Annotated in this window: 24 protein-coding genes, 4 tRNA genes and 1 riboswitch; of the genes, 14 read left to right on the forward strand and 14 right to left on the reverse strand. The window is 63.6% G+C overall.

What is annotated here, in order from left to right; translation table 11 throughout:
• The first annotated feature begins 151 nt into the window (after positions 1 to 151).
• From tnpA to tnpC, 3 genes are read left to right on the forward strand one after another with little or no spacing between them, the layout of a single operon-like run.
• On the forward strand, positions 152 to 451 hold the full coding sequence (gene tnpA / locus CNX70_RS29255; RefSeq protein WP_425269230.1) for an IS66 family insertion sequence element accessory protein TnpA: 300 nt from the start codon (positions 152 to 154) through the stop codon (positions 449 to 451).
• Positions 451 to 792 (forward strand): IS66 family insertion sequence element accessory protein TnpB, encoded by a 342-nt coding sequence (tnpB, locus tag CNX70_RS09255; RefSeq protein ID WP_096234461.1) that lies wholly within the window; start codon positions 451 to 453, stop codon positions 790 to 792. The genes tnpA and tnpB overlap by 1 nt, the downstream gene beginning before the upstream one ends.
• A gap of 54 nt (positions 793 to 846) precedes the next feature.
• The gene (tnpC, locus tag CNX70_RS09260; RefSeq protein ID WP_096234462.1) at positions 847 to 2,367 is read left to right on the forward strand and encodes an IS66 family transposase; all 1,521 of its coding nucleotides are present in this window, start codon (positions 847 to 849) and stop codon (positions 2,365 to 2,367) included.
• Between the two features lie 141 nt (positions 2,368 to 2,508).
• Here tnpC and CNX70_RS09265 read toward each other — a convergent pair.
• Both CNX70_RS09265 and CNX70_RS09270 read right to left on the reverse strand, forming a co-directional pair.
• Positions 2,509 to 2,584, reverse strand: a tRNA-Lys gene (locus CNX70_RS09265).
• Between the two features lie 79 nt (positions 2,585 to 2,663).
• Positions 2,664 to 2,739: transfer RNA gene (locus tag CNX70_RS09270), tRNA-Lys, on the reverse strand.
• Positions 2,740 to 2,858: 119 nt separating this feature from the next.
• On the opposite strand from CNX70_RS09270, the gene CNX70_RS09275 reads away from it, so the two are divergent.
• Both CNX70_RS09275 and CNX70_RS09280 read left to right on the forward strand, forming a co-directional pair.
• Positions 2,859 to 3,317, forward strand: coding sequence for a MarR family winged helix-turn-helix transcriptional regulator (locus CNX70_RS09275; RefSeq protein WP_096234463.1), 459 nt, complete (start codon positions 2,859 to 2,861; stop codon positions 3,315 to 3,317).
• Complete coding sequence (locus tag CNX70_RS09280; protein WP_244199090.1) at positions 3,314 to 4,813, forward strand: MDR family MFS transporter; 1,500 nt, start codon at positions 3,314 to 3,316, stop codon at positions 4,811 to 4,813. Before CNX70_RS09275 ends, CNX70_RS09280 begins: the two co-directional genes overlap by 4 nt.
• Here CNX70_RS09280 and CNX70_RS09285 read toward each other — a convergent pair.
• Positions 4,807 to 5,895: an NADH:flavin oxidoreductase/NADH oxidase gene (locus CNX70_RS09285; RefSeq protein ID WP_096234464.1), complete on the reverse strand. Its 1,089-nt coding sequence runs from the start codon at positions 5,893 to 5,895 to the stop codon at positions 4,807 to 4,809. The two genes, CNX70_RS09280 and CNX70_RS09285, sit on opposite strands and share 7 nt — an antisense overlap.
• 106 nt (positions 5,896 to 6,001) lie before the next feature.
• Here CNX70_RS09285 and CNX70_RS09290 point away from each other — a divergent pair, with 106 nt between their 5' ends.
• Positions 6,002 to 6,343 carry an ArsR/SmtB family transcription factor gene (locus CNX70_RS09290; protein ID WP_071078827.1) on the forward strand — a complete coding sequence of 114 codons (342 nt, stop codon included), beginning with the start codon at positions 6,002 to 6,004 and terminating at the stop codon, positions 6,341 to 6,343.
• 111 nt (positions 6,344 to 6,454) lie between these two features.
• On the forward strand, positions 6,455 to 7,585 hold the full coding sequence (locus CNX70_RS09295; protein WP_096234465.1) for an acyltransferase family protein: 1,131 nt from the start codon (positions 6,455 to 6,457) through the stop codon (positions 7,583 to 7,585).
• 32 nt (positions 7,586 to 7,617) lie between these two features.
• Here the strand turns inward: CNX70_RS09295 and CNX70_RS09300 are convergent, their stop codons facing one another.
• From CNX70_RS09300 to ybgC, 11 genes are all read right to left on the reverse strand, one after another.
• Positions 7,618 to 7,893 carry a type II toxin-antitoxin system RelE/ParE family toxin gene (locus CNX70_RS09300; RefSeq protein ID WP_096234466.1) on the reverse strand — a complete coding sequence of 92 codons (276 nt, stop codon included), beginning with the start codon at positions 7,891 to 7,893 and terminating at the stop codon, positions 7,618 to 7,620.
• Positions 7,868 to 8,071 (reverse strand): type II toxin-antitoxin system RelB family antitoxin, encoded by a 204-nt coding sequence (relB, locus tag CNX70_RS28115; protein ID WP_157750959.1) that lies wholly within the window; start codon positions 8,069 to 8,071, stop codon positions 7,868 to 7,870. Before relB ends, CNX70_RS09300 begins: the two co-directional genes overlap by 26 nt.
• 143 nt (positions 8,072 to 8,214) lie before the next feature.
• Positions 8,215 to 8,290, reverse strand: a tRNA-Lys gene (locus CNX70_RS09305).
• Positions 8,291 to 8,378: 88 nt separating this feature from the next.
• A tRNA-Lys gene (locus tag CNX70_RS09310) sits at positions 8,379 to 8,454 on the reverse strand.
• Positions 8,455 to 8,521: 67 nt separating this feature from the next.
• Positions 8,522 to 9,280, reverse strand: coding sequence for a tol-pal system protein YbgF (gene ybgF, locus CNX70_RS09315; protein WP_096234467.1), 759 nt, complete (start codon positions 9,278 to 9,280; stop codon positions 8,522 to 8,524).
• A 135-nt stretch (positions 9,281 to 9,415) separates the two neighbouring features.
• Positions 9,416 to 9,937: a peptidoglycan-associated lipoprotein Pal gene (pal, locus tag CNX70_RS09320; RefSeq protein ID WP_096234468.1), complete on the reverse strand. Its 522-nt coding sequence runs from the start codon at positions 9,935 to 9,937 to the stop codon at positions 9,416 to 9,418.
• 43 nt (positions 9,938 to 9,980) lie between these two features.
• Positions 9,981 to 11,249 (reverse strand): Tol-Pal system beta propeller repeat protein TolB, encoded by a 1,269-nt coding sequence (tolB, locus tag CNX70_RS09325; protein WP_425269252.1) that lies wholly within the window; start codon positions 11,247 to 11,249, stop codon positions 9,981 to 9,983.
• Positions 11,250 to 11,254: 5 nt separating this feature from the next.
• Entirely contained in the window at positions 11,255 to 12,244 is a 990-nt protein-coding gene (gene tolA / locus CNX70_RS09330) for a cell envelope integrity protein TolA (RefSeq protein ID WP_096234470.1), read from the reverse strand.
• A gap of 48 nt (positions 12,245 to 12,292) precedes the next feature.
• Positions 12,293 to 12,733 (reverse strand): ExbD/TolR family protein, encoded by a 441-nt coding sequence (locus CNX70_RS09335; RefSeq protein WP_242428498.1) that lies wholly within the window; start codon positions 12,731 to 12,733, stop codon positions 12,293 to 12,295.
• Between the two features lie 15 nt (positions 12,734 to 12,748).
• Complete coding sequence (gene tolQ, locus CNX70_RS09340) at positions 12,749 to 13,438, reverse strand: protein TolQ (protein ID WP_071078726.1); 690 nt, start codon at positions 13,436 to 13,438, stop codon at positions 12,749 to 12,751.
• A 46-nt stretch (positions 13,439 to 13,484) separates the two neighbouring features.
• Complete coding sequence (gene ybgC, locus CNX70_RS09345; RefSeq protein WP_046682324.1) at positions 13,485 to 13,886, reverse strand: tol-pal system-associated acyl-CoA thioesterase; 402 nt, start codon at positions 13,884 to 13,886, stop codon at positions 13,485 to 13,487.
• 315 nt (positions 13,887 to 14,201) lie between these two features.
• Positions 14,202 to 14,326: riboswitch (ZMP/ZTP riboswitch) on the forward strand.
• Positions 14,327 to 14,437: 111 nt separating this feature from the next.
• On the opposite strand from ybgC, the gene glyA reads away from it, so the two are divergent.
• The 7 genes from glyA to CNX70_RS09380 all read left to right on the forward strand — a co-directional run bounded on the left by glyA (position 14,438) and on the right by CNX70_RS09380 (position 23,203).
• A complete protein-coding gene (glyA, locus tag CNX70_RS09350; protein ID WP_096234471.1) occupies positions 14,438 to 15,682 on the forward strand; it encodes a serine hydroxymethyltransferase in 1,245 nt (414 codons plus the stop codon).
• 143 nt (positions 15,683 to 15,825) lie between these two features.
• Complete coding sequence (nrdR, locus tag CNX70_RS09355) at positions 15,826 to 16,290, forward strand: transcriptional regulator NrdR (RefSeq protein WP_071078724.1); 465 nt, start codon at positions 15,826 to 15,828, stop codon at positions 16,288 to 16,290.
• A 245-nt stretch (positions 16,291 to 16,535) separates the two neighbouring features.
• Entirely contained in the window at positions 16,536 to 17,123 is a 588-nt protein-coding gene (gene pilV, locus CNX70_RS09360) for a type IV pilus modification protein PilV (RefSeq protein ID WP_244199091.1), read from the forward strand.
• A complete protein-coding gene (locus CNX70_RS09365) occupies positions 17,120 to 18,088 on the forward strand; it encodes a PilW family protein (RefSeq protein ID WP_096234472.1) in 969 nt (322 codons plus the stop codon). Before pilV ends, CNX70_RS09365 begins: the two co-directional genes overlap by 4 nt.
• Positions 18,089 to 18,097: 9 nt before the next feature.
• Complete coding sequence (locus tag CNX70_RS09370; protein WP_341865564.1) at positions 18,098 to 18,757, forward strand: pilus assembly PilX family protein; 660 nt, start codon at positions 18,098 to 18,100, stop codon at positions 18,755 to 18,757.
• The gene (locus CNX70_RS09375; protein WP_096234474.1) at positions 18,754 to 22,617 is read left to right on the forward strand and encodes a pilus assembly protein; all 3,864 of its coding nucleotides are present in this window, start codon (positions 18,754 to 18,756) and stop codon (positions 22,615 to 22,617) included. The genes CNX70_RS09370 and CNX70_RS09375 overlap by 4 nt, the downstream gene beginning before the upstream one ends.
• Before the next feature lie 88 nt (positions 22,618 to 22,705).
• On the forward strand, positions 22,706 to 23,203 hold the full coding sequence (locus CNX70_RS09380) for a type IV pilin protein (protein ID WP_096234475.1): 498 nt from the start codon (positions 22,706 to 22,708) through the stop codon (positions 23,201 to 23,203).
• The last annotated feature ends 2 nt before the right edge of the window (positions 23,204 to 23,205 follow it).

The following is a 23,205-nucleotide window of genomic DNA, read 5'->3' on the forward strand; positions in this document are numbered from 1 at the left end:
GCGCCAACCTCGCCAGAAAACCCAATTAATCAGCGCTTCCCAAGTACTGCAAGCGATGATAGAAGGGCTGTAAGCGGCCAGCCGCCCCACCTATGAATTTGTAATCGGCCTCGTCACACTGGCGCTTTCGGTTATTTCGAGAGGGCAGATTGTGGTCAATTCAGAACGAGTAAAGATCTGGCAAGAACGTCTGGCGCAATGGCGAGCGAGTGGCTTGTCGCAGCGCGCGTTCGCGCTCAAACACGACATCCCGTTTCGGCAGGTCGGCTACTGGGCTCGGCGGCTATCAGGTGGGCAAATGGCGCTGGCGCCGGCACTGATGCCTGTGCGGGTTGTGCCGGCGCCGGCCCCCGCAGCCCCCCTCAGCCTGCGCAGCGAGCATGGCTGGACATTGACGCTGCCACGCGATGTACCGGCCAGCTGGCTGGCCGAACTGATGCGGGCGCTGTGATGCAGCTGTCCGCCGAGGCGATCTGGCTGGCGACGGCAGCGGTCGACATGCGCACCGGAATCGATGGCCTGTCGCTGCATGTGCAGCAGGCGCTGGGGCGCCCACCGTGCGACGGCACGGCCTACGTGTTCGCCAACCGCCGCCGCACCCGCCTCAAGTTGGTGTGCTGGGACGGCACCGGCGTGTGGATGTGCGTACGCCGCCTGCATCGTGGACAGTTCATCTGGCCGCAGGCCGACGCGGCGAGCTGGCAGATCAGTGCCGAGCAATGGCGCTGGCTGGTCGCCGGGGTGGACTGGCAGCGTTTGTCGGTACCCGCCCCGGCGCAGTGGCGCCTGTGACGACGTCATCTGTTTTACTTGTAAACGTCACGCCCGCCCTGTAAATTACAGGGCATGGACCTGCTCAACGAACTTGCCCGCACCGACATCGATCCAGCCTTGCTGGCGCAGGTGCAGGCGCTGTTCGCGCAACAGCAGGCCAAGCTGGCCGAGAAGGACTTCAAGATCACGGCACTGACGCACGAACTGGCCTACTACCGGCGAGTGCGTTTCGGCAAGGCCAGCGAGGCGCTGGTCGGCGAACAACGCCTGCTGTTCGAGGAAACGGTCGACACGGACCTGGCCGCCATCGAAGAGGAGCTCGAAGGCCAGGCGCCGGCCAAGCCGCGTCGCAAGCGCGCCGGGCGCCAGCCGCTGCCGCCAGAATTGCCGCGTATCGAGCACCGCCATGAACCCGAGTCGTGCCAATGCGGCCAATGCGGCGCCGAGCTGGTCAAGATCGGCGAAGACGTCAGCGAACAGCTGGACGTGGAGCCAGCGCGTTTCTTCGTGCATCGCCACATTCGCCCACAGTACGCGTGCCGTCCGTGCCAGACGGTGACGGCCGCGTTGATTCCGCCGGCCGTGATCGATGGCGGCATGCCCGCCGTTGGTCTGCTGGCGTGGATCGCGGCCTGCAAATACCTGGATCATCTGCCACTGTACCGGATCGAACAGATCGCCGCCCGCCAGGGCGTGCCGCTGGCCCGCTCGACGCTGGCAGAGTGGATCGGCCGCATCGGCGTGGCCCTGCAGCCGCTGGCCGACCGGCTGGCCGAGCTGCTGCGGCAACATGATTGCCTGCATGCCGACGAAACCCCGGTGCGCCAGCTCGACCCCGGCAGCGGCAAGACCCGTCACGCTTACCTGTGGGCTTACCGCTCCGGCGTGCATGACGGTGGTCCGCCCATCATCGTGTTTGACTATCAGACCAGCCGCGCCGGCGCCCATGCGCGCGCCTTCCTGCAGGACTGGCGCGGCCATCTGATGGTGGACGACTACGCGGGTTACAAAGCCCTGTTCGCTGGCGGCCCCACCGAACTGGCTTGCCTGGCGCATATCCGGCGCAAGTTCTTCGACGTGCATGCCGCCAGCGGCAGCCCGGTTGCCGAAGAGGCACTGCGCCGCATCGCGGCGCTGTACGCGATCGAGCAACAAGGCGCGGGACTCGATCCGCCGCAACGTCTGGTGCTACGCCAGCAATTGGCGATGCCGGGGCTGGTCGAACTGCATGCATGGCTGCTGGCGACGCAGCGTGCCGTCGCCGTCGGCAGCGGCACGGCCAAGGCCGTCGACCATGCGCTCAAACGCTGGCCGGCGCTAGAGCGCTATGCCAGCTCGGGTACGCTACCGATCGACAACAATCCGGTCGAGAACGCCATTCGTCCGATCGCCATCGGCAAGAAGAACTGGCTGTTCACCGGTTCGGAGCGCGCCGGCCGCCGCGCCGCAGCGATCCAGAGCCTGTTCGCCACCGCCAAGCTCAACGGCCTTGACCCGGCGCGCTGGCTGGCCAGCGTATTGGAACGTCTCCCGACGGGCCCCAACAGCCAGATCGATTCACTGTTGCCATTCCCTGACTCTACCCAACGCTGAACACGCTGTACAGGTGGGGCGGCTGGCCGCTTACGTTGCCTTGAAACGTCTTGCAGGTCTAGATGCGAGTGGGAGGGTTTTTGAAGCGACCAGACACAAAAAAGCCCACGAACCGGAATTCGTGGGCTTCTCTGAAGTATTTGGTAGGCCGTGCGGGATTCGAACCTGCGACCAACGGATTAAAAGTCCGCTGCTCTACCAGCTGAGCTAACGACCCAAAAACTTTGACTACTTGCTGCGGTAATACTGTGCGGGACGTGCTTGCCATGAAGGCATGCAAGCGGACTGCAAATTCTTGGTAGGCCGTGCGGGATTCGAACCTGCGACCAACGGATTAAAAGTCCGCTGCTCTACCAGCTGAGCTAACGACCCAAGGGCGGCTATTATGACGGCCAACGGCGGTTTTGGGAAGGGCGGGGATGGAAAAAACCTTGCATGGTGTCCGGGTAGAGCATAATATAGGTAGATAGTCTACCTACTTATATATTCCTATGTCCACTACCGAAGACCTTCCCATCCCCGAACGCGCGCTGGCGCTGTCCGATGAATTGCGTACTGCCTTCAAGCGCCTGCTGCGTTCCATGCAGCGCGAAGGGGGCGAGCTGGAAGGCGCCGTGTCGATGATGCAGTACATGCTGCTGGCGCTGATTCACGAGCAGTCAGGCATCGGCGTGGCCGCGCTGGCGCGTCTGCAGAATGTGCGCGGGCCGACCGTCAGCGCGCAAGTCAAGTCGCTCGAAGAAGCGGGGCTGGTCGAGCGCAGCGCGCCCGATCCGCAGGACCGGCGCCGCTCTGGCCTGCAGGTGTCCGCGCAAGGGCTGGCCATGCTCGAAACCTTGCGCGCGCGACGCCGCGATGCGCTGGCGCGGCGCATCGCCCGCTTGTCGCCGCAGCAGATCGATGCACTGGCCGCCGCCATGCAGCCGCTGCTTGAGATAGGCCAGGCATGAGCGGCCCCGATCACGTCGCAGGCGCTGAAAAAGATGCCGCGAAGCCCGTCACCGAACGCGAAGTGCGCGCCATCTATCTGGGCCTGATGGCCGTGCTGGGCCTCGGTGCGCTGGATCAGAGCATCGTCGCCACGGCCTTGCCGCGCATCGTCGACGACCTGGGCGGCATGGCGCATCTGTCGTGGGTGGTGACGGCGTATGTGCTGGCCTCGACGGCCACCATGCCCCTGTACGGCAAGCTGGCCGACCAGTACGGCCGCCGTCCCATGATCTTCACGGCCCTGCTGACCTTTTTGCTCGGTTCCGTGCTGTGTGGATTGGCGCAGAACATGACGGAGCTGATCATTTTTCGCGCCATCCAGGGCCTGGGTGCGGGCGGCTTCATGCCGCTGGCGCAAATCATCATCGGCGACATCGTGCCGCCGGCCGAGCGGGGCAAGCGCCAGGGCATGGTGCCCATCGTGTATGCCGTCACCAGCGTGCTGGGTCCGGTGCTGGGCGGCGTGATCACGGATGCCCTGTCGTGGCACTGGATTTTCTATGTCAACCTGCCCATCGGCGCGGCCGCCTTTGTCATCATTGCGCGCGCCATGCGCAAACCCGCGCGCACGCATGCGCACAAGATCGACTACCTGGGGTCTGCCTTGCTGACGGGCGCCGTCACGGCGGCCCTGCTGGTGCTGGCGCTGGGCGGCACCGAGTGGCCGTGGGATTCCTTGGCCATCAAGGTGTGCGGCGGCCTCGCCGTGCTGCTGGGTGCCTGGCTGGCCTTCCACGTGAGCCGCGTGGATGAACCCGTGCTGCCGCCCGACCTGTTCGAAAACCGCACCTTCAATATCGCCAGCCTGGTGATGGCCATGACTTTCATGGGCCTGATGGGCGCCAGCGTCTTCTTTCCCCTGTTCTTTCAGCTGGTGATGGGCACCAGTCCGGCGGAGTCCGGCGTGATGACGGTGGCGATGATGGTGGGGCTGGTGGCGTCGTCGATGTTCAACGGCCGCGTGCTGTCGCGCTCGGGCAAGTACAAGATGGTGCAGGTGGCGGGATTGGCCGTGGCAGTGGTGGCGTTTGCGGTGCTGGCCTGGGCCATGGCAACGTCGCGCGGGTACTGGATCATCGAGCCGGCCATCTTCTTCCTTGGCACCGGGCTGGGACTGGTGATGCCGAACATGACGATTGCCGTGCAAAATGCCTTGCCCCTGGCGCGCCGCGGCGTGGGCACGGCCATGCTGGCCTTTTTCCGCTCATTGGGCGGCTTGCTGGGCGTGACGGCGTCCGGCGCCATCCTGGCGCACCAGTTGCAGCAACATGGCGTGGAAGCCGTCTCGGCGCTGGGCGCGCAGGCGGCGTTTCAGACGGTAGAGGTCTACCGCCATGCCATCGCCAGCGTGTTTGGCGCCGGCGCCGTGCTGCTGCTAGTGGGACTGGTCTTCCTGCTGTTCCTGCCGGAACTGCCCCTGGAGGGGCATCCGGCAACGGTCAAGGATGATCAATAACGTTCGAGCCAGTGCGCGTACGGCGCCGGCAGGGTCCACGAGGCACGTTCCACGCCGAGTTCCTTGGCGGCAAAGTATGCCCAGTGCGGATTGGCCAGGTGCGCCTTGCCCACCATCACCACGTCCAGTTGCTCTTCCTTGACGACGCGCTCGGCAATCGCAGGCGTGCCGAAGCCCCAGGCGGACGAGACGGGCACACCCGCCTCCGTGCGCACGCGCTCGGCAATCGGGCCCATGAAGGCGGGACCCCATGGAATCGCCACGTCGGGAATGGTAAAACCCATGCTGACGCTGAGCATATCCATGCCGGCATCCTTGAACTGGCGCACCAGGCCGATCGATTCGAGCAGGGTTTGCTCGTCGCGGCCGTCGAATTCCAGCACGCCGAAGCGGATCGTCAGCGGCAGGTGCTCGGGCCATACGGCACGCACGGCTTTCAATGTTTCCAGCAAAAAGCGGCTGCGGTTTTCCACGCTGCCGCCATAGATGTCGTCGCGCTGGTTTGAGTGGGCGGAAAAGAAGCTTTGCGCCAGATAGCCGTGGGCGAAGTGCAGTTCCAGCCATTCGAAGCCCACTTCGCGGGCGCGCACGGCTGCGTCGACGAAGTTCTGTTGCACGCGTGCGATATCGTCGAGGTCCATGGCGCGCGGCACTTTCGGCAGGCCGCCGCCAAAGGCGATGGCGGACGGCGCGATGGTTTGCCAGCCGCGCGCGTCGCCGTCAAGAATATGGTCGTCGCCTTCCCATGGGCGGTTGGCGCTGGCCTTGCGGCCTGCGTGGGCGATCTGGATGCCGGGCACGGAGCCGGCCGCCTTGATGGCTTTCACGACAGGCACGAAGGCTTGCGCCAAGTCATCGTTCCAGATGCCCGTGCAGCCGGGCGTGATGCGGCCTTCGGGCGCCACGGCCGTCGCTTCGACAATCACCAGGCCGGCGCCGCCACGGGCCATGCCCGCATAGTGCGACAGATGCCAGTCGTTGGCCTGGCCATCGACGGCCATGTACTGGCACATGGGCGGCACGGCGATGCGGTTGCGCAGGGTAATGTCTTTGAGGGTGTAGGGCTGGAAGAGGGCGGACATGGTGGCCTTTGTGTGTGTGGATGAAAAAGTAGGGAGATGCTGATTCGGTAGTTCGTAAATATTCGAATAATGGAATTAGTATAGCGCATGCTGTATGATTCTGCTCATGCGTCCACACAAACATCCTCCCGCCAGCGAATTCGTCCTCGAACGCGTACTCTACGCCTTGAGCGATTCCATTCGACTCGACATCGTGCGCCACCTGGCCAGAGTGGACGCGGCCGCCTGCGGCGACCTCGATGGCGGGCGGCCGAAGTCGACTGTCTCCCACCATTTCAAGGTCTTGCGCGAAGCGGGCCTGGTCTACACGGAAAACGCGGGCACGACGCACATGAACACCCTGCGCCGCGCCGATATCGAGAGCCGTTTCCCCGGCTTGCTCGATGCGATTCTGGCTCAGCAGCCCTTGGCGTCCGGGCCGCCGGAAGCGGAAAAGCCGGCGGCTTAGCCGCCTGCCGTGCCCCGCCATTTGCCAGGCTCGGCTATGATGTCGGCCTTTCGGTAAATCCTCAGCCGCGCGACGGGCTGGCGACACTACCTGGCATGGCAAGGGATGGGAATGACGGCAGTAGCAGCGGTATCACAGACGGACCTGGCAGGTCGTCCGCAGTTTGGCTGGATCAATGGTTTAAAGGCGAGCGCGGCGCAGTTGATCGTGTTGCATCACCTGGCGTTTTACGGCCCCATGTCCGATTACGTGCGCCCCCTGTGGCCCGAGTTGCTGGACTGGCTGGGCGGCAGCGCGCGCATCGCCGTGCAAGTGTTTCTCGTCATCGGCGGCTTCCTGGTCGCGAAATCCCTCTCGCCCGCCGGTCGTCCCGGCATCGCCACTCCCTTGCAAGCCGTCTGGCGCCGCTATGCCAAGCTGGCGCCGCCTTTCCTGGCCGCCACCTTGCTCGCCGCCATCCTTACACCCGTGGCCGGCATCTGGATGCTGCACGATTCCATGTCGGCCGCCGTCACCCTGGGCCAGCTGAGCGCCCATGCCTTGCTGCTGCACGGCGTGCTGGGCTATGAATCGCTGTCGGCTGGCGCCTGGTACGTGGCCATCGATTTTCAGTTGTATCTGCTGACGGTATCGCTGCTGTGGCTGGGCGGTCGCCTGGCGGGCCAGCGGCGCATGGGCTGGCTGATGCCGCTGGCCGTCACCGTGGGCATCACCTTTTCCTTGCTGTATTTCAATCTCGATGCGGGCTGGGACAACTGGGCGCCGTATTTCTTCGGCAGCTATGGCCTGGGACTCATGGCCTGGTGGGCCAGCGACCCCAGGCGCAAGCCCGGTGCAATGACCGCGCTCATGGTCATGGCCGCCGTGCCCGTCCTGCTGGCCCTGGCCGTTGACTACCGCAGCCGCATCGCGCTGGCACTGATCCTTGCCTGCGCCCTGTTCCTGTTTGGCCGTGCCCGCACGCCTTCGCAGGGCCGCACCTGGAACATCATCAACGCCCTGGGGCGCATCTCGTATGCCGTGTTCCTCGTCCACTTCCCTGTCAGCCTGCTGGTGAATGCCTTGTTTACCTCCTATGCTCCATTGGAGCCGGCCTGGCAGGCGCTGGGCATGCTCACCGCCTGGGGTGCCAGCCTGGTGGCCGGCGCCGCGTTTCACCGCTGGGTGGAGGTGCCGCTGGGGCAGGTGATGGGCAGCGTGGTGGCGCATCTGGCCGGGAGACCGGCGTTGGTGTCGCGTTAAGGACTGTTTTCCGATATGCCGGGAGAAGGGGCTTAAGGATATAGTTGCCGTGTATGCATGACGGCAAGAATTTCTATCGCGCTTGCTTCAACGCGATATACGACGACATAGTTTGGATGGGGAACCAGTTCACGCGTGCCGATAACTCTTCCGGTTCGGTATAGATGAGGATGATTTGGAAGTTGTGAAATGGCGTTGTCGATATCGCTGTAAAGCTGCAACGCCGCCGGCTGGTTGCGCTGCGCGATATACGTGAGTATCGCGGTCAAATCTTCCTGCGCTTCAACCTTCCATTGAATCGGCAGCATGGCCGTCAGTCTGCGGCGTGACGATTTTTCTCAGTTGCACCATGACTGCCTCGTGCGGTGCGGTAGGCCTGTCATCATTGAGTGACGCCAGCACCTTTGCATGAAACCAGTGTTCATAGGTTTCGGCTGCTTCCGTTGTCGCAAATTCTGACGTGGTCGAGGATGGGGTGGCGTTCATGATCGTCTGATTATACGGCAGTCCGACAAAGTTGTATCGCAGGTGATAAGGCGTTTGATTTGTGTCAGGATTGGCATCCCGTGCAAGTGATGCTGCTGAAAACAAAAAAGCCAACCGCGAACGGTTGGCTTCTTCATAGTATTTGGTAGGCCGTGCGGGATTCGAACCTGCGACCAACGGATTAAAAGTCCGCTGCTCTACCAGCTGAGCTAACGACCCAAAAACTTTTACAACAACTTCGGTAACACTGTGCTGTAAAAAAATGCTTGCTGGTACAACTCGCAAGCAGATCAGTACTGCGTATTCGTGGTAGGCCGTGCGGGATTCGAACCTGCGACCAACGGATTAAAAGTCCGCTGCTCTACCAGCTGAGCTAACGACCCGAAGAAGGAAGATTATAGGGCGTGCCCGGGATTCTGTCAAACCTAACGGGCAACTTTTTCCCCGCTTTTACTTTTTACCGGCCCGTTCCTTGGCCGCTTGCGCCGCGCTGGAGTCCGGGTAGCGCGAGATCAGGGCGTTCAGGGTCTTGGTCGCGTTCGGCTTGTCTTTCAGCTCCGTGTAGCAGCTGGCGATGTTGAGCATGGCGTCGGGCGCCTTCGGGCTGTCCGGGTAGTGTTTCAGTACTGCCTGCTGGGCCGTGATGGCGCTCTTGCAGTCGCGCTGGGCGTAATAGGCGTTGCCCAGCCAGTATTGTGCGTTCGCCGCGTAGGCCGATTCCGGATAGCGTTTCACGAAGGCGTCCAGTGCTGTGACGGCGCCCTTGTAGTCGCCCGACTTGAACAGGCCGAATGCGGACTCGTACGAGCTTTGCTCGGAGACGCCCACGGCCGCTTCCTGGCCATCGATGGTGACCTGGCGCGGCTCGAGCTTGCGCAGACGCGCGTCGATGTCGGTGTAGAAATCCTTCTGGCGCTTTTGCACATTCGTCAGGTCGTTGCCCAGCACTTCGATCTGGCCGCGCAGGCGGGCGATCTCTTGCATGGTCTGGTCGTGCTGGTTGAGCAGGCTCAAGGTGCTGGTCTTGTCCGCCTTGGTGTCGATGCGGCTGTTCAGGTCGCGTGCCATGGCGTCCACCTTGGCGCGCAGTTCCAGGATGGCCTTGCGCGCTTCGTCGTCGTCGAACAGGGCGGCGTTGGCGTGCAGGGGCAGGTAGGCAAACGCGGCCATCAAGGCGGCGGCGACGCCGGCTTTCGAGAATGTCATCATGGGTCGGGCTTTCAAAGGTTACGCAAAACATGCAAACGGGGCGCCGGGCGGTGAATCACCGCGCTGCGCCCCATTATTATGCCTATGACTGGCCAGTTAGGTAAGCGTCAATGCTGCAGCGCTTACCCGTCAACATCAATAAACGATGTCAGCGCGGCGGTTTTCTGCCCATGCTGCTTCGTTGCTGCCTTGAGCTTTAGGCTTTTCTTTGCCCAGCGACACGGCTTCCATTTGGCCTTCTGGCACGCCCAGGGCGGCCATCGACTTGCGCACGGCTTCAGCACGTTTCTGGCCCAGGGCCAGGTTGTACTCAGCGCCACCGCGTTCATCGGTGTTACCTTGGATCAGGATCTTGCGGCTAGGCGTTTTCACCAGGTAGCCAGCGTGGTTTTGCACGACTGCGGTGTCTGCTTCGCGCACGACGTATTTGTCGAAGTCGAAGTAGATGCTGCGGTTAGCCAGCACGCCTTTTGGATCGTCCAGTGGATCGACCGATGCGGTCGTTACTGGCTGAACTTGACGGGTGTCAACTGGAGCGACGACTTTTTCAGGAGCGCGCTCAACCACTGGGGTTTCTGCGACTTTGACTGGGGTGCTGCAGGCGGACAGCAGGGCTGCGGTAGCGGCGATGAAAGCCAAACTTTTAAAGTTACTCATTTTTATTCTCCGGGTCATGGTTAAAGGTGAAACTGTACAGCATTTACTTCATGAAAGGACCCCAGGTGGGCTCCTTGATATTGCCAGCTTGCGTAGTCAAACGCTGTTTGACGCGGCCATCCACCGATACCACTGCCAGCGACTTGCGTCGTCCGGATTCGGTCGCGTACATGATATATTTCCCGTTGGGCGAAAAGCTCGGTGATTCGTCGTTGGCGGTGTCCGACAGACGCAGTTCCTGACCACTAGCCAGGTCGAGCGCGTAGAGCTGGAAATTGCCGTCGCGACGGGAAATATAAGCGAGAGTCTTCCCGTCGGACGAAATCCGCGGGCTGATGTTGTAGGAGCCGCCAAACGTCACGCGCTTGGCGTCGCCACCGCCAACCGACATGCGGTAGATCTGTGGTCCGCCGCTGCGATCGCTGGTGAAGTAAATGCTTTGGCCATCGGCCGAGAATTGCGGTTCCGTATCGATGCCGCTGCTGTTGCTGACGCGGCGCAAGCCGCTGCCGTCGGCATTGACGGTGTAGACCTGGGTATGGCCATCGCGCGACAGGGCCACGGCCAGGCGCGCGCCGTCCGGGCTCCAGCTCGGTGCCGAATTGCTGCCTTTTTCATTCGATACGATGGTGCGCTGGCGCGTCACCAGGTTTTGCACGTAGACAATCGGCTTTTTCTTTTCGAACGAGACATACGCGACCTTGGTGCCATCCGGCGACCACGACGGCGAAATGATCGGCTCGTTCGAGCGCAGGGCGACCTGGATGCCTTCGCCATCGGCGTCGGCGATTTCCAGGCGGTATTCGCGGCCCGATTGCGTGACGTAGGCGATGCGCGTGGCGAACGCGCCTTTCGTGCCGGTCAGCTTCTCATAGATGTCATCGGCGATCTTGTGCGCCAGCAGGCGGTTGAACTGCGGCGCGGCCGCATTGTTCATGCTCGAGATCTGCGCGCCCTTGATGGTGTCGAACAGCTTGTAGCGCACGTCCAGGCGGCCATCGGCCATGCTTTGCACGCTGCCGGCCGCCAGCGCGTCGGCGCCGCGCGACTTCCATTGGTCGTAGCTGACGGGCGCCGTTTCCGATACGGGCGCATCGGCGTCGATCAGCTTGAACACGCCGCTGCGCGCCAGGTCGGCCTTGATGATGCCGGACAGCGATTGCGGCGCCGCCGATTCATTGACAAAGCTGGCGACAGCTACCGGGATCTGGTTGCTGCCGATCCCTGTAATCTCCACGCGCAGCTGCGCCTGGGCGCCGGAGGCTCCCAGCATCAGGCCGGCACAGAGCACGACATAGCTCATTTTTTTCATGGTCATCATTTAGGCAAATCCTTCATCTCGAATATGAGTTCAATCTCGCGTTCCACGGTGCCGTCTTTTTTCTTCGGCAGTGGCGACGATTTATTAATGGCGTTTTCCACCGAGCTGTCATACGCCGGCAGACCGCTGCTTTTAATCTTTCGGACCGAAATAATTTCCCCAGTTGGCAGTTGCTCGATCTTGAACACGGCGCGCGGGTTGCCCGGCACGTCCGTGCTACCGCTGTACGCGATATTGCTCTTGATCTTGCTCGTCAGGGCAGCGACATAGCCGCTGTCCTTGCGTGGCGCGGTCGCTTTCGCGGCCGTGCCCGTTGTGCCATTGCCTGCCTGCGCCATCATCCGCTTCATGTCGTCGGCACGCATTTTGTCGGTGGCGGCCTTTTCAGCCGCTGCTTTCTTCGCCTTGACCGCTTTTTCGGCTGCGGCTTTTTTATCGGCCAGTTCTTTCTCGGCTTTTTCTTCTGCCGCTTTTTCTTTGGCTTCCTTGGCTTTCTCCAGCTTGGCGGCCTTGTCTTTTTCTTTCTGCTTCTGTTTTTCCAGTTCGCGCTTTTCTTCCTCGCGTTCCTTCAATTCCTGCTTGCGGCGTTCTTCCGCTGCCGCTTTGTCTTTTTCTTCTTTCAGCTTGGCCTTCTTGCGCTCCAGGGCGATCTCCGCCTCGCGCAGGTCGACCTTCGGCTCGGGTGCTGCCACCGGCGGCGGTGGCGGCGGAGCCGGTTGCTCCACTTGCGGTTGTGGCGGCGGCGCCGGTGTCGGCTGCGGTTCCGTCGCCACTTCAGGCGGCGGCGCGGCCGTCTGCACTTTCAGGTCCCACACTTCCGCTTCGACGGCGACAGGTTCCGTATTTTGCCAGTGTACGCCCACCCACAGGAAAAACAGCAGGCCAAGGTGCATCGCCAGCGCCAGGCCCAGCGAGGGCCAGCGGCTGCGTTCGCGCGGCACGCTGTAGGGCTTGCCGAGTACATGGTCGATTTGTTTGGTCTGCAAAGTCTAGTCTATCTAAAAACGGTCAAGTCTGGAAACAGGGTAATGCGCTTACTTGGTGGCCAGGCCGACTCTGGTAATGCCCATCTTTTTCGCTTCCGAAATGAGCTGGATCACATCGTCGTACTTGCTTTCCTTGTCGCCCGCAATCATTACGGGATAGTCAGGATTGCTCTCGTGCAAGCCGCGCAGCTTGCGCAGCAGGGCGTCGCGGTTCGGTTCCGTTTCCGGCGACAGCTGTTCCTTGCCGATGACGCCGATCGACAGCGAACCATTTGGTTTGAGCACGATCTGAATATAGTCATCGGGCGGTTTCGCCGACCTTTCCGCGTTGGGCAGGTTCACCACGCTGGGATTGTTCGACGATGGCATCACCATGAAAATGATCAGCAGCACCAGCATCACGTCGATATACGGCACGACGTTGATCTCGGACTTGAATTTGCGGCCACGGCCGCCGCGCATGCCGCCGCTATTGAATGAGGAACCCATGGACCTTGCTCCCTCTTAGCGCGACTGGCGCTGCAAGATGTTGGAGAATTCCTCGACGAAGCTCTCGAAGCGGATCGCCAGGCGGTCGATGTCATGCGAAAAGCGGTTGTAGGCAACGACGGCGGGAATGGCCGCGAACAGGCCGATGGCGGTGGCGATGAGCGCTTCGGCAATGCCGGGCGCGACGGCAGCGAGGGTAGCTTGCTGCACGTTGGCCAGGCCGCGGAAGGCGTTCATGATGCCCCAGACGGTGCCCAGCAGGCCGATGTAGGGCGAGACGGAGCCGACGGAGGCGAGAAAGGCCAGGTGCGATTCGAGCACGTCCATTTCGCGCTGGAAGGCGGCGCGCATGGCGCGGCGTGCGCCGTCGAGCACGGCGCCCACGTCCAGCGCCTCGCGCGAACCGTAGGAGGCCTTGCCCTTGATGAATTCGCCCATGCCGGCGTCGAAGATGCGGGCCAGCGCGCCGCTCTGGTCGCGGTTGCCGCTGGCGCTTTGATGCAGCGCATGCAGGTTGCCGCCGGCCCAGAAGCTGCGTTCAAATTCGATGGTTTGCTTGCGCGCCTGGCGCACGGCAAACATCTTGCGGAAAATGTAGGTCCAGCTGGTCAGGGAAATCAGCAGCAGCAGGGCCATGATCAGTTGCACGATCAAATGGGCATTGGAGATGAGCGCGAGGAAAGAAAGATCTTGTGTAACGTTCATTGGCTGGCAGTCTGTTGGGTGAATTGTCCGGGGGTGGCGGGTAGGGTCAGGCGGCGCGCATGCGGGCTGCCACTGCATCAGGCACGGCGCGCGGGCGCAGTGCCGAGTCGACGCAGCCGATCTTGACGCGGGCCGTGTTCAGCAGGCGGTCGCCGCACCAGGCTTGTTGCAGGAAAACGATGGAGGCGCGCCCCATTTTTTCTATGCTTAAGGTTAATCTTACCGTGTCATCGAGCCTGGCTGGCGCATGATAGTCGGCGTTGACGCTTTTGACAACGAACATCGCGTCGTGCTGTTCCAGCAATTCCTGCTGGCCCACGTCGATGGCGCGCAGCCATTCGGTACGCGCGCGTTCGAAGAATTTCAGGTAATTTGCGTAATAGACGATGCCGCCGGCGTCGGTGTCTTCATAGTAGACACGTACGTTCCAGGTAAAGACTGAAGGCATGTTTATTGCGCCAGTAGTGAGATTGAGCAACATTTTACGCGATTTTTCTTCTTGTGACTGTGGGCGCTTGCTGGAAAGCCATGCAAAAGCTGCATATAAGTTGCACCGCAGCATTGTAAATCCGGGGGGCGCAATGGCAAGCTTCGTAACATACGCTTACATGCCGCAGCCAGGTTTACGTTCAGCTTAAGAGCCGCAGTCACGCTGCGGGGCGGCCTGTGCCTATGCCCGGGCTGCGATGGCGCGCGGCGATTATAGCCGCACGGTTGCATTCCTTGCTCAATTTGGGCACTTAACTTACAATTTGATTTCCATTACGTCTCACGTGACTGGCGAAAAGTCGGGCGATCTCCCTGGATGGCGATCGGCAAACCGGCGAAAGGTGGGCACCCACCGGGAAACGTGAGATTTTTCATCAGCCGTTCGCCTGGGTAGCCACTATGGAAAAGCACGAAGAGGCTGCCTGTCCAATGTTGTTATTCACTTAACGCCGGCTCCCCTCATTCGATCCAACCTGCCAGTACAAGCACCCTCATACTTGGAGTTTTTACATGTTTGCAAAAGATCACACCCTCGCCAACGTCGATCCTGAATTGTTCGCCGTCATTCAAAAAGAGAACACGCGCCAGCACGACCACATCGAACTGATCGCGTCGGAGAACTACACGTCGCCGGCCGTAATGGAAGCGCAAGGCTCGCAGCTGACGAATAAATATGCCGAAGGTTATCCAGGCAAGCGTTACTACGGTGGCTGCGAATTCGTCGACATCGCCGAGCAACTGGCCATCGACCGCGTGAAACAGCTGTTCGGCGCCGAATGCGCAAACGTGCAGCCGAACTCCGGTTCGCAGGCGAACCAGGGCGTGTTCTTTGCCGTGCTGAAACCAGGCGACCTGATCATGGGTATGTCGCTGGCCGAAGGTGGCCACCTGACCCACGGCATGCCGCTGAACATGTCCGGCAAATGGTTTGACGTCGTGTCGTATGGCTTGACGGCGGAAGAAGACATCGATTACGAGGCAATGGAGCGCCTGGCCCGTGAACGCAAGCCGAAGCTGATCATCGCCGGCGCGTCGGCCTTCTCGAAAAAGATCGACTTCGAGCGTTTCGGCAAGATCGCCAAGGAAGTGGGCGCCTACTTCATGGTCGACATGGCCCACTACGCCGGCCTGATCGCCGCCGGCCTGTACCCGAACCCGGTGCCGTTCGCCGACTTCGTCACCTCGACCACGCACAAATCGTTGCGCGGCCCCCGTGGCGGCATCATCCTGATGAAGGCTGAGCACGAAAAAGCCATCAACTCGGCCATCTTCCCCGGCATCCAGGGCGGCCCGCTGATGCACGTGATCGCCGGCAAGGCCGTCGCCTTCAAGGAAGCGCTGAGCCCGGAATTCGTCGAATACCAGAAACAAGTGGTCAAGAACGCCGACGTGCTGGCGAAAACCCTGATCAAGCGCGGCCTGCGCATCGTTTCCGGCGGCACCGAATCGCACGTCATGCTGGTCGACCTGCGCGCCAAGAACCTGACGGGCAAGGAAGCCGAAGCCATCCTCGGTTCCGCGCACATCACCTGCAACAAGAACGGCATCCCGAACGACCCGCAAAAGCCTTTCGTCACATCGGGCATCCGCCTGGGCAGCCCGGCGATGACGACGCGCGGTTTCAAGGAAGCGCAAGCGGAAGAAGTGGGCAACCTGATCGCCGACGTGCTGGACAATCCGCATGACACCGCCACCATCGAGCGCGTGAAAGCGGCCGTGAAAGTGCTGGCCGACGCGCATCCAGTGTACGCATAATTATTTGTCCAGAATGTGTCATACAGAGTAAGATTCTGTATGACACATTCCTTCGTGCCCAAGGGCGCCCGGAGTGATTCGGGCGCCCTTTGTACAAGGGCGGCGATTTCCCGTAATTATTACTATAAAGTTGTAGCCAGCCCATGAAATGTCCATTTTGCCAGCACGGCGACACCCAGGTTCTCGATACGCGCGTATCGGAGGAAGGGGATGCCATTCGGCGCCGCCGCCGCTGCGGCAAATGCGACAAGCGTTTTACCACGTACGAGCGCATTGAACTTATCATGCCGGCCGTCGTCAAAAAGAATGGCAGCCGGACGGAGTTCGCTGCGGATAAGTTGCGCGGCAGTTTGATGCTGGCCTTGCGCAAGCGTCCCGTCGCGGCCGCCTCCGTGGATACGGCCATCGCCTCCATCCAGGAAAAACTGCTGACCAGCGGCTTGCGCGAAGTCGATTCCGGCTATATCGGCGAGCTCGTCATGCAAGAACTCAAGCGCCTCGACAAGATCGCCTACATCCGCTTCGCCTCCGTCTACAAGAATTTCGAAGACCTGGCCGAGTTCCAGGATGCGATCGCCGAAGTGGGGCAGGCGCGCAGCAAGCCCTGACGTTCACCTTCTTGCTCAGCTTCTTGTTCACCTGATTGAAAACGGGGCCGCTCATGTGTCCCATTTCGCGCCCCGTGTGCACCACGCCAGCGTTCGCCTGGCAAGCGGTCTGATCAATCCCTACGCTGTTCTTCTCACCTTATCGCCGTGCTGTTTGCGCCAGCGCAGATCCCGTTTTTTGCGCGCGCCTATCGTGTAGCTGGGCCGCCTGTTCTTGCGACTCTGTCTGCGGAAGGGAGTAGCGCATGCGCAATGGCGGTCGCACCATGTTTCCTGCGGGTGGCAGCAGCCTTGTCGAGGTGCTGGTGTCACTGTTGCTGTTGGCGCTGGGCTTGCTGGGCGCCAGCATTTTGCAACTGCATTCCCTGCGCGCGCGCCACGAGTCGGCGCTGTTGTCGGCGGGCGTGCAACTGGCCGCCGGCATGGCCGAGCGCATGCGCGCGAACAGCGTGCTCATGAATGGCCCCGATACGGGCAATCCCTACCTGAACGTGGCCTACGCGGCGGCGGACGACGCCGAAGCAGGCGGTGGCGCGCCCGACTGTTTTGGTGCTGCCGCCTGCAGCGCGGCCGAACTGGCGCAATTCGACATCGCCGAGTGGAAACAGCAGCTGCATGCGGCCTTGCCCGGCGCGCGCCTGCATATCTGCCGCGACGCGCCCGCCTGGGATGCCGCCGCCCAGGGCTTGCCGTGGGCGTGCAGCGGCGGCAAGGGCGCACCCATCGTCATCAAGCTGGGCTGGCGGGGCCGACAGCCCGATGGATCACCGGCCGTGAATGCGGCAGGCGATTCGCTGCCCAGGCTGGCATTCCAGTTGGGAGGCGGCGCATGAACACGGTCTTGCGCCGGCATCGGGGCATGAGCCTGGTCGAATTGCTGGTGGCCCTGTCGCTGGGCGCGCTGCTGATGCTGGCGGCCAGTAGCGTGCTGCTGGCGGCCAGCGGCAGTTATGGCGACCAGTCCGCCAGTGCGCGCCTGGACGACAACGGCCGCTATGCGCTCGACACCATCGCCCGCGCGGTGCGCCAGACGGCGTATGTGAACTGGGATAGCAGCGCCGCGCCCGTCGCCCATGCCGCGCACGACAGCGCGAATATCGCCGGGCTCGACGCGCGCAGCCTGGGCAAGAACAGCGAGGGCATCAGCGGAGCGCTGCCCGGCGCCCTGTATGGCAGCGACGTGCTGGCCCTGCGCTATTACGGTGCCGGCAAGGAAGAGGGCGGCGACGGTTCCGTGCTCAATTGCGCCGGCTTCGGCGTGGGCGCCGCGCAAACGCAGGCGCAGCGGGGCTGGAGCATTTTCTATGTAGCGCAGGGCGCCGATGGCGAGGGCGAGCTGCGCTGCAAATACCGTGGCGCAAACGGCTGGGGTGCGGATGCCATCATCCGCGGCGTCGACGGCTTCCAGGTGCTGTATGGCCTCGACACGGATATGCCGCCCGACGGCGTGGCGAACCGCTATGTCAACGCCAGCGCGCTCGACGCCTTCGATGCGGCGCTGGTGCTGGTGGGTGCGGATGCGGCCGCGCGCCAGCGCGATTTGTACCGCCGCACGCACTGGAAGCGCGTGGCCGGCGTACGCGTGGCCTTGCTATTGCATGGCGAAGCGGGCCAGGCGGACAAGATGGCGGAACTGGGGCCGGCGCAGTTCGACCTGTTCGGCAAGACATATGCCGAGGCGCACGGCGCTGGCGACACGGGCGTGCGCATCGCGCGCACGGCCTTGCCCGCCGCGACGCGCTCGCGGCTGCGACAACTGGTGCAGACAAGCATCGTGCTGCGCAACGGGCCGGTCTAGGCGGGCGCCATGATGGCTGGCGCGGGCGGGCGCTGTTGCGAACCTTGGTGCGCAGCTCCTGTACGTCACGGTGGCGCCACCCTCGTGTATGTGCTGTGTCTGCTGGTGATCATCTTGCTGCTGGGCATATCGGCGGCGCAGATCGCCTTGCAGGGCGAAAAGGCGGCACGCGGCGAGCGCGACCGGCAGATCGCGTTTCAGGCGGCGGAGGAGGCATTGGTGGATGCGCAGAACGATATCGAAGGCTTGCCCGGCGCACCGGGGCGTAGCAGCCTCTTCGCACCAGGCAGTGCGGCCGGCTTCGCGGACGGCTGTGGCGAGGGAGGCGCACTGGGTCTGTGCCTGCCTGCAGCCCCGGACGCGCCAGCACTCTGGCTAAGTACGGATCTCGATGGCGCCGAAGGGAGCAGCCGCGCCGTGCCATATGGCCAGTTCACGGGCGCCGTCATGCAGACGGGGCAGGGTTTCCTGCCGTCGCGCCGGCCCCGCTACCTGATCGAACTGCTGCCGTTCCACCCGCCCGGCGCACAGGCGGCGGCAGTGAGTGGCGGCGTGGCCACGGAAAGCTATGTGTACCGCATCACGGCCATCGGTTTTGGCGCGCAGGAAAGCACGCAAGTCGTGCTGCAAAGCTACTATCGCAAAGAGGCGGCGGGAGCGGGGCCATGAGGGCTTGCTCATTCGCTTTGTGGTCCGTCTGCTTGATGCTGCTGGCTTGCCTGGCTTGTGGTGCCGTCGCGGCCCAGCCGACGGTGACGCTGGCACGGGCCGACGCGGGCTTGCACGGTGCCAGGGTGCCACCGAATCTGTTGCTCAACCTGTCCCTCACGCATGCGGCCGCCGCTGCCGCACATGGCGGCGACTATGCGCCGCAGCGCGAGTACGCCGGTTACTTTCATGCGAGCATGTGCTACAGCTATCCGTCCCGCAACAAGGACGGTGTCATGCTGCCGGACTTGCGCGTAGCGACCGCTTACTTCTCTGTGCTGAAACGGGCCGATGCGCTGCACGGCTGCGGCGGCGATAGTTTTAGTGGCAACTTTCTGAACTGGGCCAGCGCCAGCATGCTCGATATCGTCCGCTATGCGCTGACGGGCGGCGACCGCGTCATCGACGAAGTGAGCAAGACGGTGCTGCAGCGTGCCTGGCTGCCCGATGGCGACGGCGCCATCGATTTCTTTGCCCACCCGGTCTTTTTCCCGCGCAAGGTCTTGCAGGCCGGCGTGGCGGCGGCGACACCGTTTGCGCTGGCGCAACTGGCTGTCGTTTCCTGCCGTAATCGCCTGCTGTTCGGCGACGCCAGTTTGCCCCCGGGCGGCAGTTGCAACGCGCCCGGCACTGCCGCCACGCACGGTGTGTTCCTCGCCCGCGTGCGCGTCTGCGACACGCAAGAGGGGCCGCTGCGCGACGACTTGTGCCTGGCGTATGGCAAGAACTACAAGCCAGTGGGCGCCGTGCAGCGCCATGGCGGCCGGGTGCGCGTGGGCGTGTTTGGCCATTTGAGCGGCGTGCCCGCCAGTGCCGGTGCCGTGTATGGCGGCGTGCTGCGCGCGCCGCTGGCCCACGTGGGACGGCAGCGCTGGACGGCGCCCGACTATATGCCACAGGACAATGCCGACGCCGAATGGAATCGAGCCACTGGCGTCTATATGTCTCAAGCTGCGAGCCCTGACGGCGGGGTGACCGCTTACATCAATGGCCTGGGCCGAAGCAACGCCGGACATCCCGGTGCATACGCGGGGGCGGCGTCATTGGCCGAATTGCTGTACGAATCGCTGCGCTACCTGCAGGGAAGGCAGGCGAGCGCCCCGGTGCCGCCTGCCACGGCCCCGCCCGCCATCGACGAGGGCTTGCCGGTTGTGAGCGAATGGAGCGACCCGCAAACGGCCAGCTGCCAGCGCCACATCGTCGTCAGCCTCGGCGATGGGGGCATGGCGGGTGACCGCTACGTGCCCGGCAATGTTCCTGTGGCTCCCGCATCCAACGGCGACCGTGCCCGCGCCGCCGATGGCTTTGCGACGCCGCCATTCGATGCGATGGCCTGGACGCATGCGGTGGGCAGCCTGGAAAGCAGCGGCGCGCCCGGCAATCCCGCGCCACGGGCCGAACTGGCGGCGCTGGAGCTGCTGGCCCACGGGGCGGGCGGCGCCAGCTACCATGCGGCAGGGCTGGCCTACTGGTCGCATGTGCAGCCACTGCGTCCTGGCGGCAAGAACGACGGCATGGCAAAGGTCGAGCACTATGCTGGCGACTTGCGCCAGGGCGACCCGGCGGGCGTGCCCGGCTCTATGCCCGCTACTACGCCCTTGTTGTTGGCGGCCAAATATGGCGGCTTTCTCGATGCGAACGGCGACGCCAACCCCTTCAAGAGCGCAACGGGCAGCGCGCTGGAGGAGTGGAGCGTGGACGGCCGCTGGCCCGCCCATTACTTGCCCGGCAGCGACCCGGCCGCCCTGATCGCGGGACTGCGCGCGGCCTTTGCGGCCGCCGACAAGGCTACCTTGCCGGCGACGCTTGCCGGACCGGCCCTGATGGCGCTGGCCAGCGGGACGGAAGAGGCATACTGGTTCCAGACGCAGCTGCGCCTGGCCGATGGCAGCATGCGCTTGTCGCGCGCCGCGTTTGCCGTGGGCGCCGATGGCGCACTGCTTCCCGGCAAGCCATGGTGGCGCGCCGGCGGGCTGGACAAGGTGGCACCGGGTGGAACGCCAGCGGCCTTGCGTCCCGTCTACACGCTCGATGCCAAGGGCGCCCTGATGCCGCTGATCTGGACGCGGCTCGATGCGGAGCAGCGCAGCGCATTCGACGGCGGCGATGGGCAAGGGGCGGTGCGCCTGGCGTACCTGTTGGGCCAGCGCACGCACGAGGTGGGCCAGCCGGGCGGCTTCCTGCGGCGCAGGTCAAGCAGCCTGGGCGCGGCACCATACGCCAATCTGCTGTACGTGGGCGCGCCGGGGCTGGGCATGCCGGGCGCCGGTTATGGCTTGCACCGCCAGGCGCTGCTGCAGCGGCGCAAAATACTGTACCTGGGCGCCAACGATGGCTTGCTGCATGCCTTCGATGCGCGCACGGGCAGCGAAGTGTTCGCCTATCTTCCGCAGGCGCTGCTGCACGCGGCGGCAGCCGCTGCGAGCACTCACTACAGCCCGGGCCCGCTGCTCGATGGCGCGGCGGCCACGGCGGAAGTGCTGGCGCTGGGACGCTGGAAGACGGTGCTGGTGGCGGGCATGGGCGGCGGGGCGCAAGGTGTGTTTGCGCTCGACATCACGGACCCGGCGCGCTTCGCGCAAGACGGGGCGCTGTGGGAATTTACCGATCGCGACGACAAGCTGATGGGCAATGTTCGCGCGCCGCCATCCTTTGCGCGCATCAACATGGGCGGCAAGGAGGGCGCGCCGGCCTACCGCGATTTTGCCATTGTTGCCAGCGGCTACAACAACCATGTGAATGACGGCAAGGAGACGACGGCGCCCGCAGCGGCCGCCGCCATGTTTCTGCTGGCGCTGGACAAGGCGCCTGGCACACCCTGGCTGTTGGGAAGTAATTACTTCCGGCTCAAGGTGCCCGTGGCCAGTGGCGGCGGTGGCCATGAAACTGATGAGGACGCCGACGCCGACGCCGATGCCGTCCTCCACGCGCTGGCCCCGCCCGCCGTGGTGCCGGGTGGCGATGGCGCGCTGGCGTATATCTATGCGGGCGATTTGCAGGGCAATATCTGGCGCCTCGACATGGCTGGCGGGCCGCCGTGGAAGGAGGGCGCGGGGCGCAAGCTGGTCTTTGTCGCACGCGACGCGCAGGGGCGGCGCCAGCCCGTGACGCAGCAACCGAGCGTGGCGTACGCGCCCGGTGGCGGCTATGTGCTGCTGTTCGGCACAGGCAAGCTGCTCGAAGCGGCCGATACCTGGCCTGCCGCCTTTCTGTCGCAGTCGTTTTATGCCGTGTACGACGATGTGCGCGATGCCTCTCCCACGCGCAGCCGGGCCGACCTGGAGCCACGCAGCTTGGGCGAGGCGGTGGGCGGCGTGCGCGTCGATGGCGCCGAACTGCGCTACACGGGCAGCGGCGCCAGGCACGGCTGGCATCTCGATTTTCTCAATCCCGCGCAGACGGGCGAACGCAGCATCAACAGTCCCGTACTGGCCGCCGGCAAGGTGCTGTTCAATACCGTCCTGCCGGGGCGCGACCCTTGCGCCAAGCCGGCCACGCGCCTGTACGTGCTCGATGTGCTGAGCGGCTTTGCCGCCGATGGCGCCGGCGTCGTGCAGGCGGGCGAGCAGACGGGGCGCTTGTTCGATGGCATGGCGCGCGCGCCGCCGCTGGCGCTGGAACTGAACAGCACGGTGGGCGCCGCGACGGCGGCAGGGCGGGCCGAGGGGCGCAAGGAATTGGCCGTGCTGCAACCTGGCTTGCCCGGTGCGGCCAGCGGGACGGTGCTCAAGGTCGTCAGCGCGCCGCTGCCCGCGCGGCGCCTGAGCTGGCGCGAAGTGGCGAACTGGCGCGAATTGCACGAGGCGGCCAAGAAGAAATAGGCGTGGGCATGGCTGGCGTGCAGAAAGTTAAAGCGGTACAGGCCGGCGCAGCGCATGGCTGGTGCTTTTAGCAGAGGAGGGCGGTTGCATGGGGACGTTGGCAAGGCGGCACTGGCCCGCTGCACACGGTGGCGCCCCCGCCACCACCTTGGGCTTCAGCCTGATCGAACTGTTGTCCGCGCTGGCGATCATGAGCCTGCTGCTGGCGCTGGCCGTGCCCGCTTATCACGGCCATGTCGTGCGCGCCAAGCGGGTGCAGGGACAGGCGACCTTGCTGCGGCTGATGCAGCAGCAGGAGCGCTATTATTCGCAAAACAACCGCTACCTGGCCTTTTCCTCGGCCTCGCCGGCGCCGCAGGTGCAAGCGTTTCCGTGGTGGTCCGGCGACGAGCCGGCTGCCAGCGCGTATGAAATCGAGGCGCTCGCCTGCCCCGGCCTGGCGATCGGGCAATGCGTGCTGTTGCGGGCCACGCCGGGCACGTCCAAGGTCGATGCGCAATTCCAGGATGCCGATTGCGGTGTCCTGTCCTTGAGCAGCACGGGTCAGCGCGGCAGCAGCGGGCCCACCAGCCGTTGCTGGCCTTAGTT

Source organism: Janthinobacterium svalbardense, assembly GCF_002327145.1.
In the GTDB taxonomy this organism is placed as follows: domain Bacteria; phylum Pseudomonadota; class Gammaproteobacteria; order Burkholderiales; family Burkholderiaceae_D; genus Janthinobacterium; species Janthinobacterium tructae.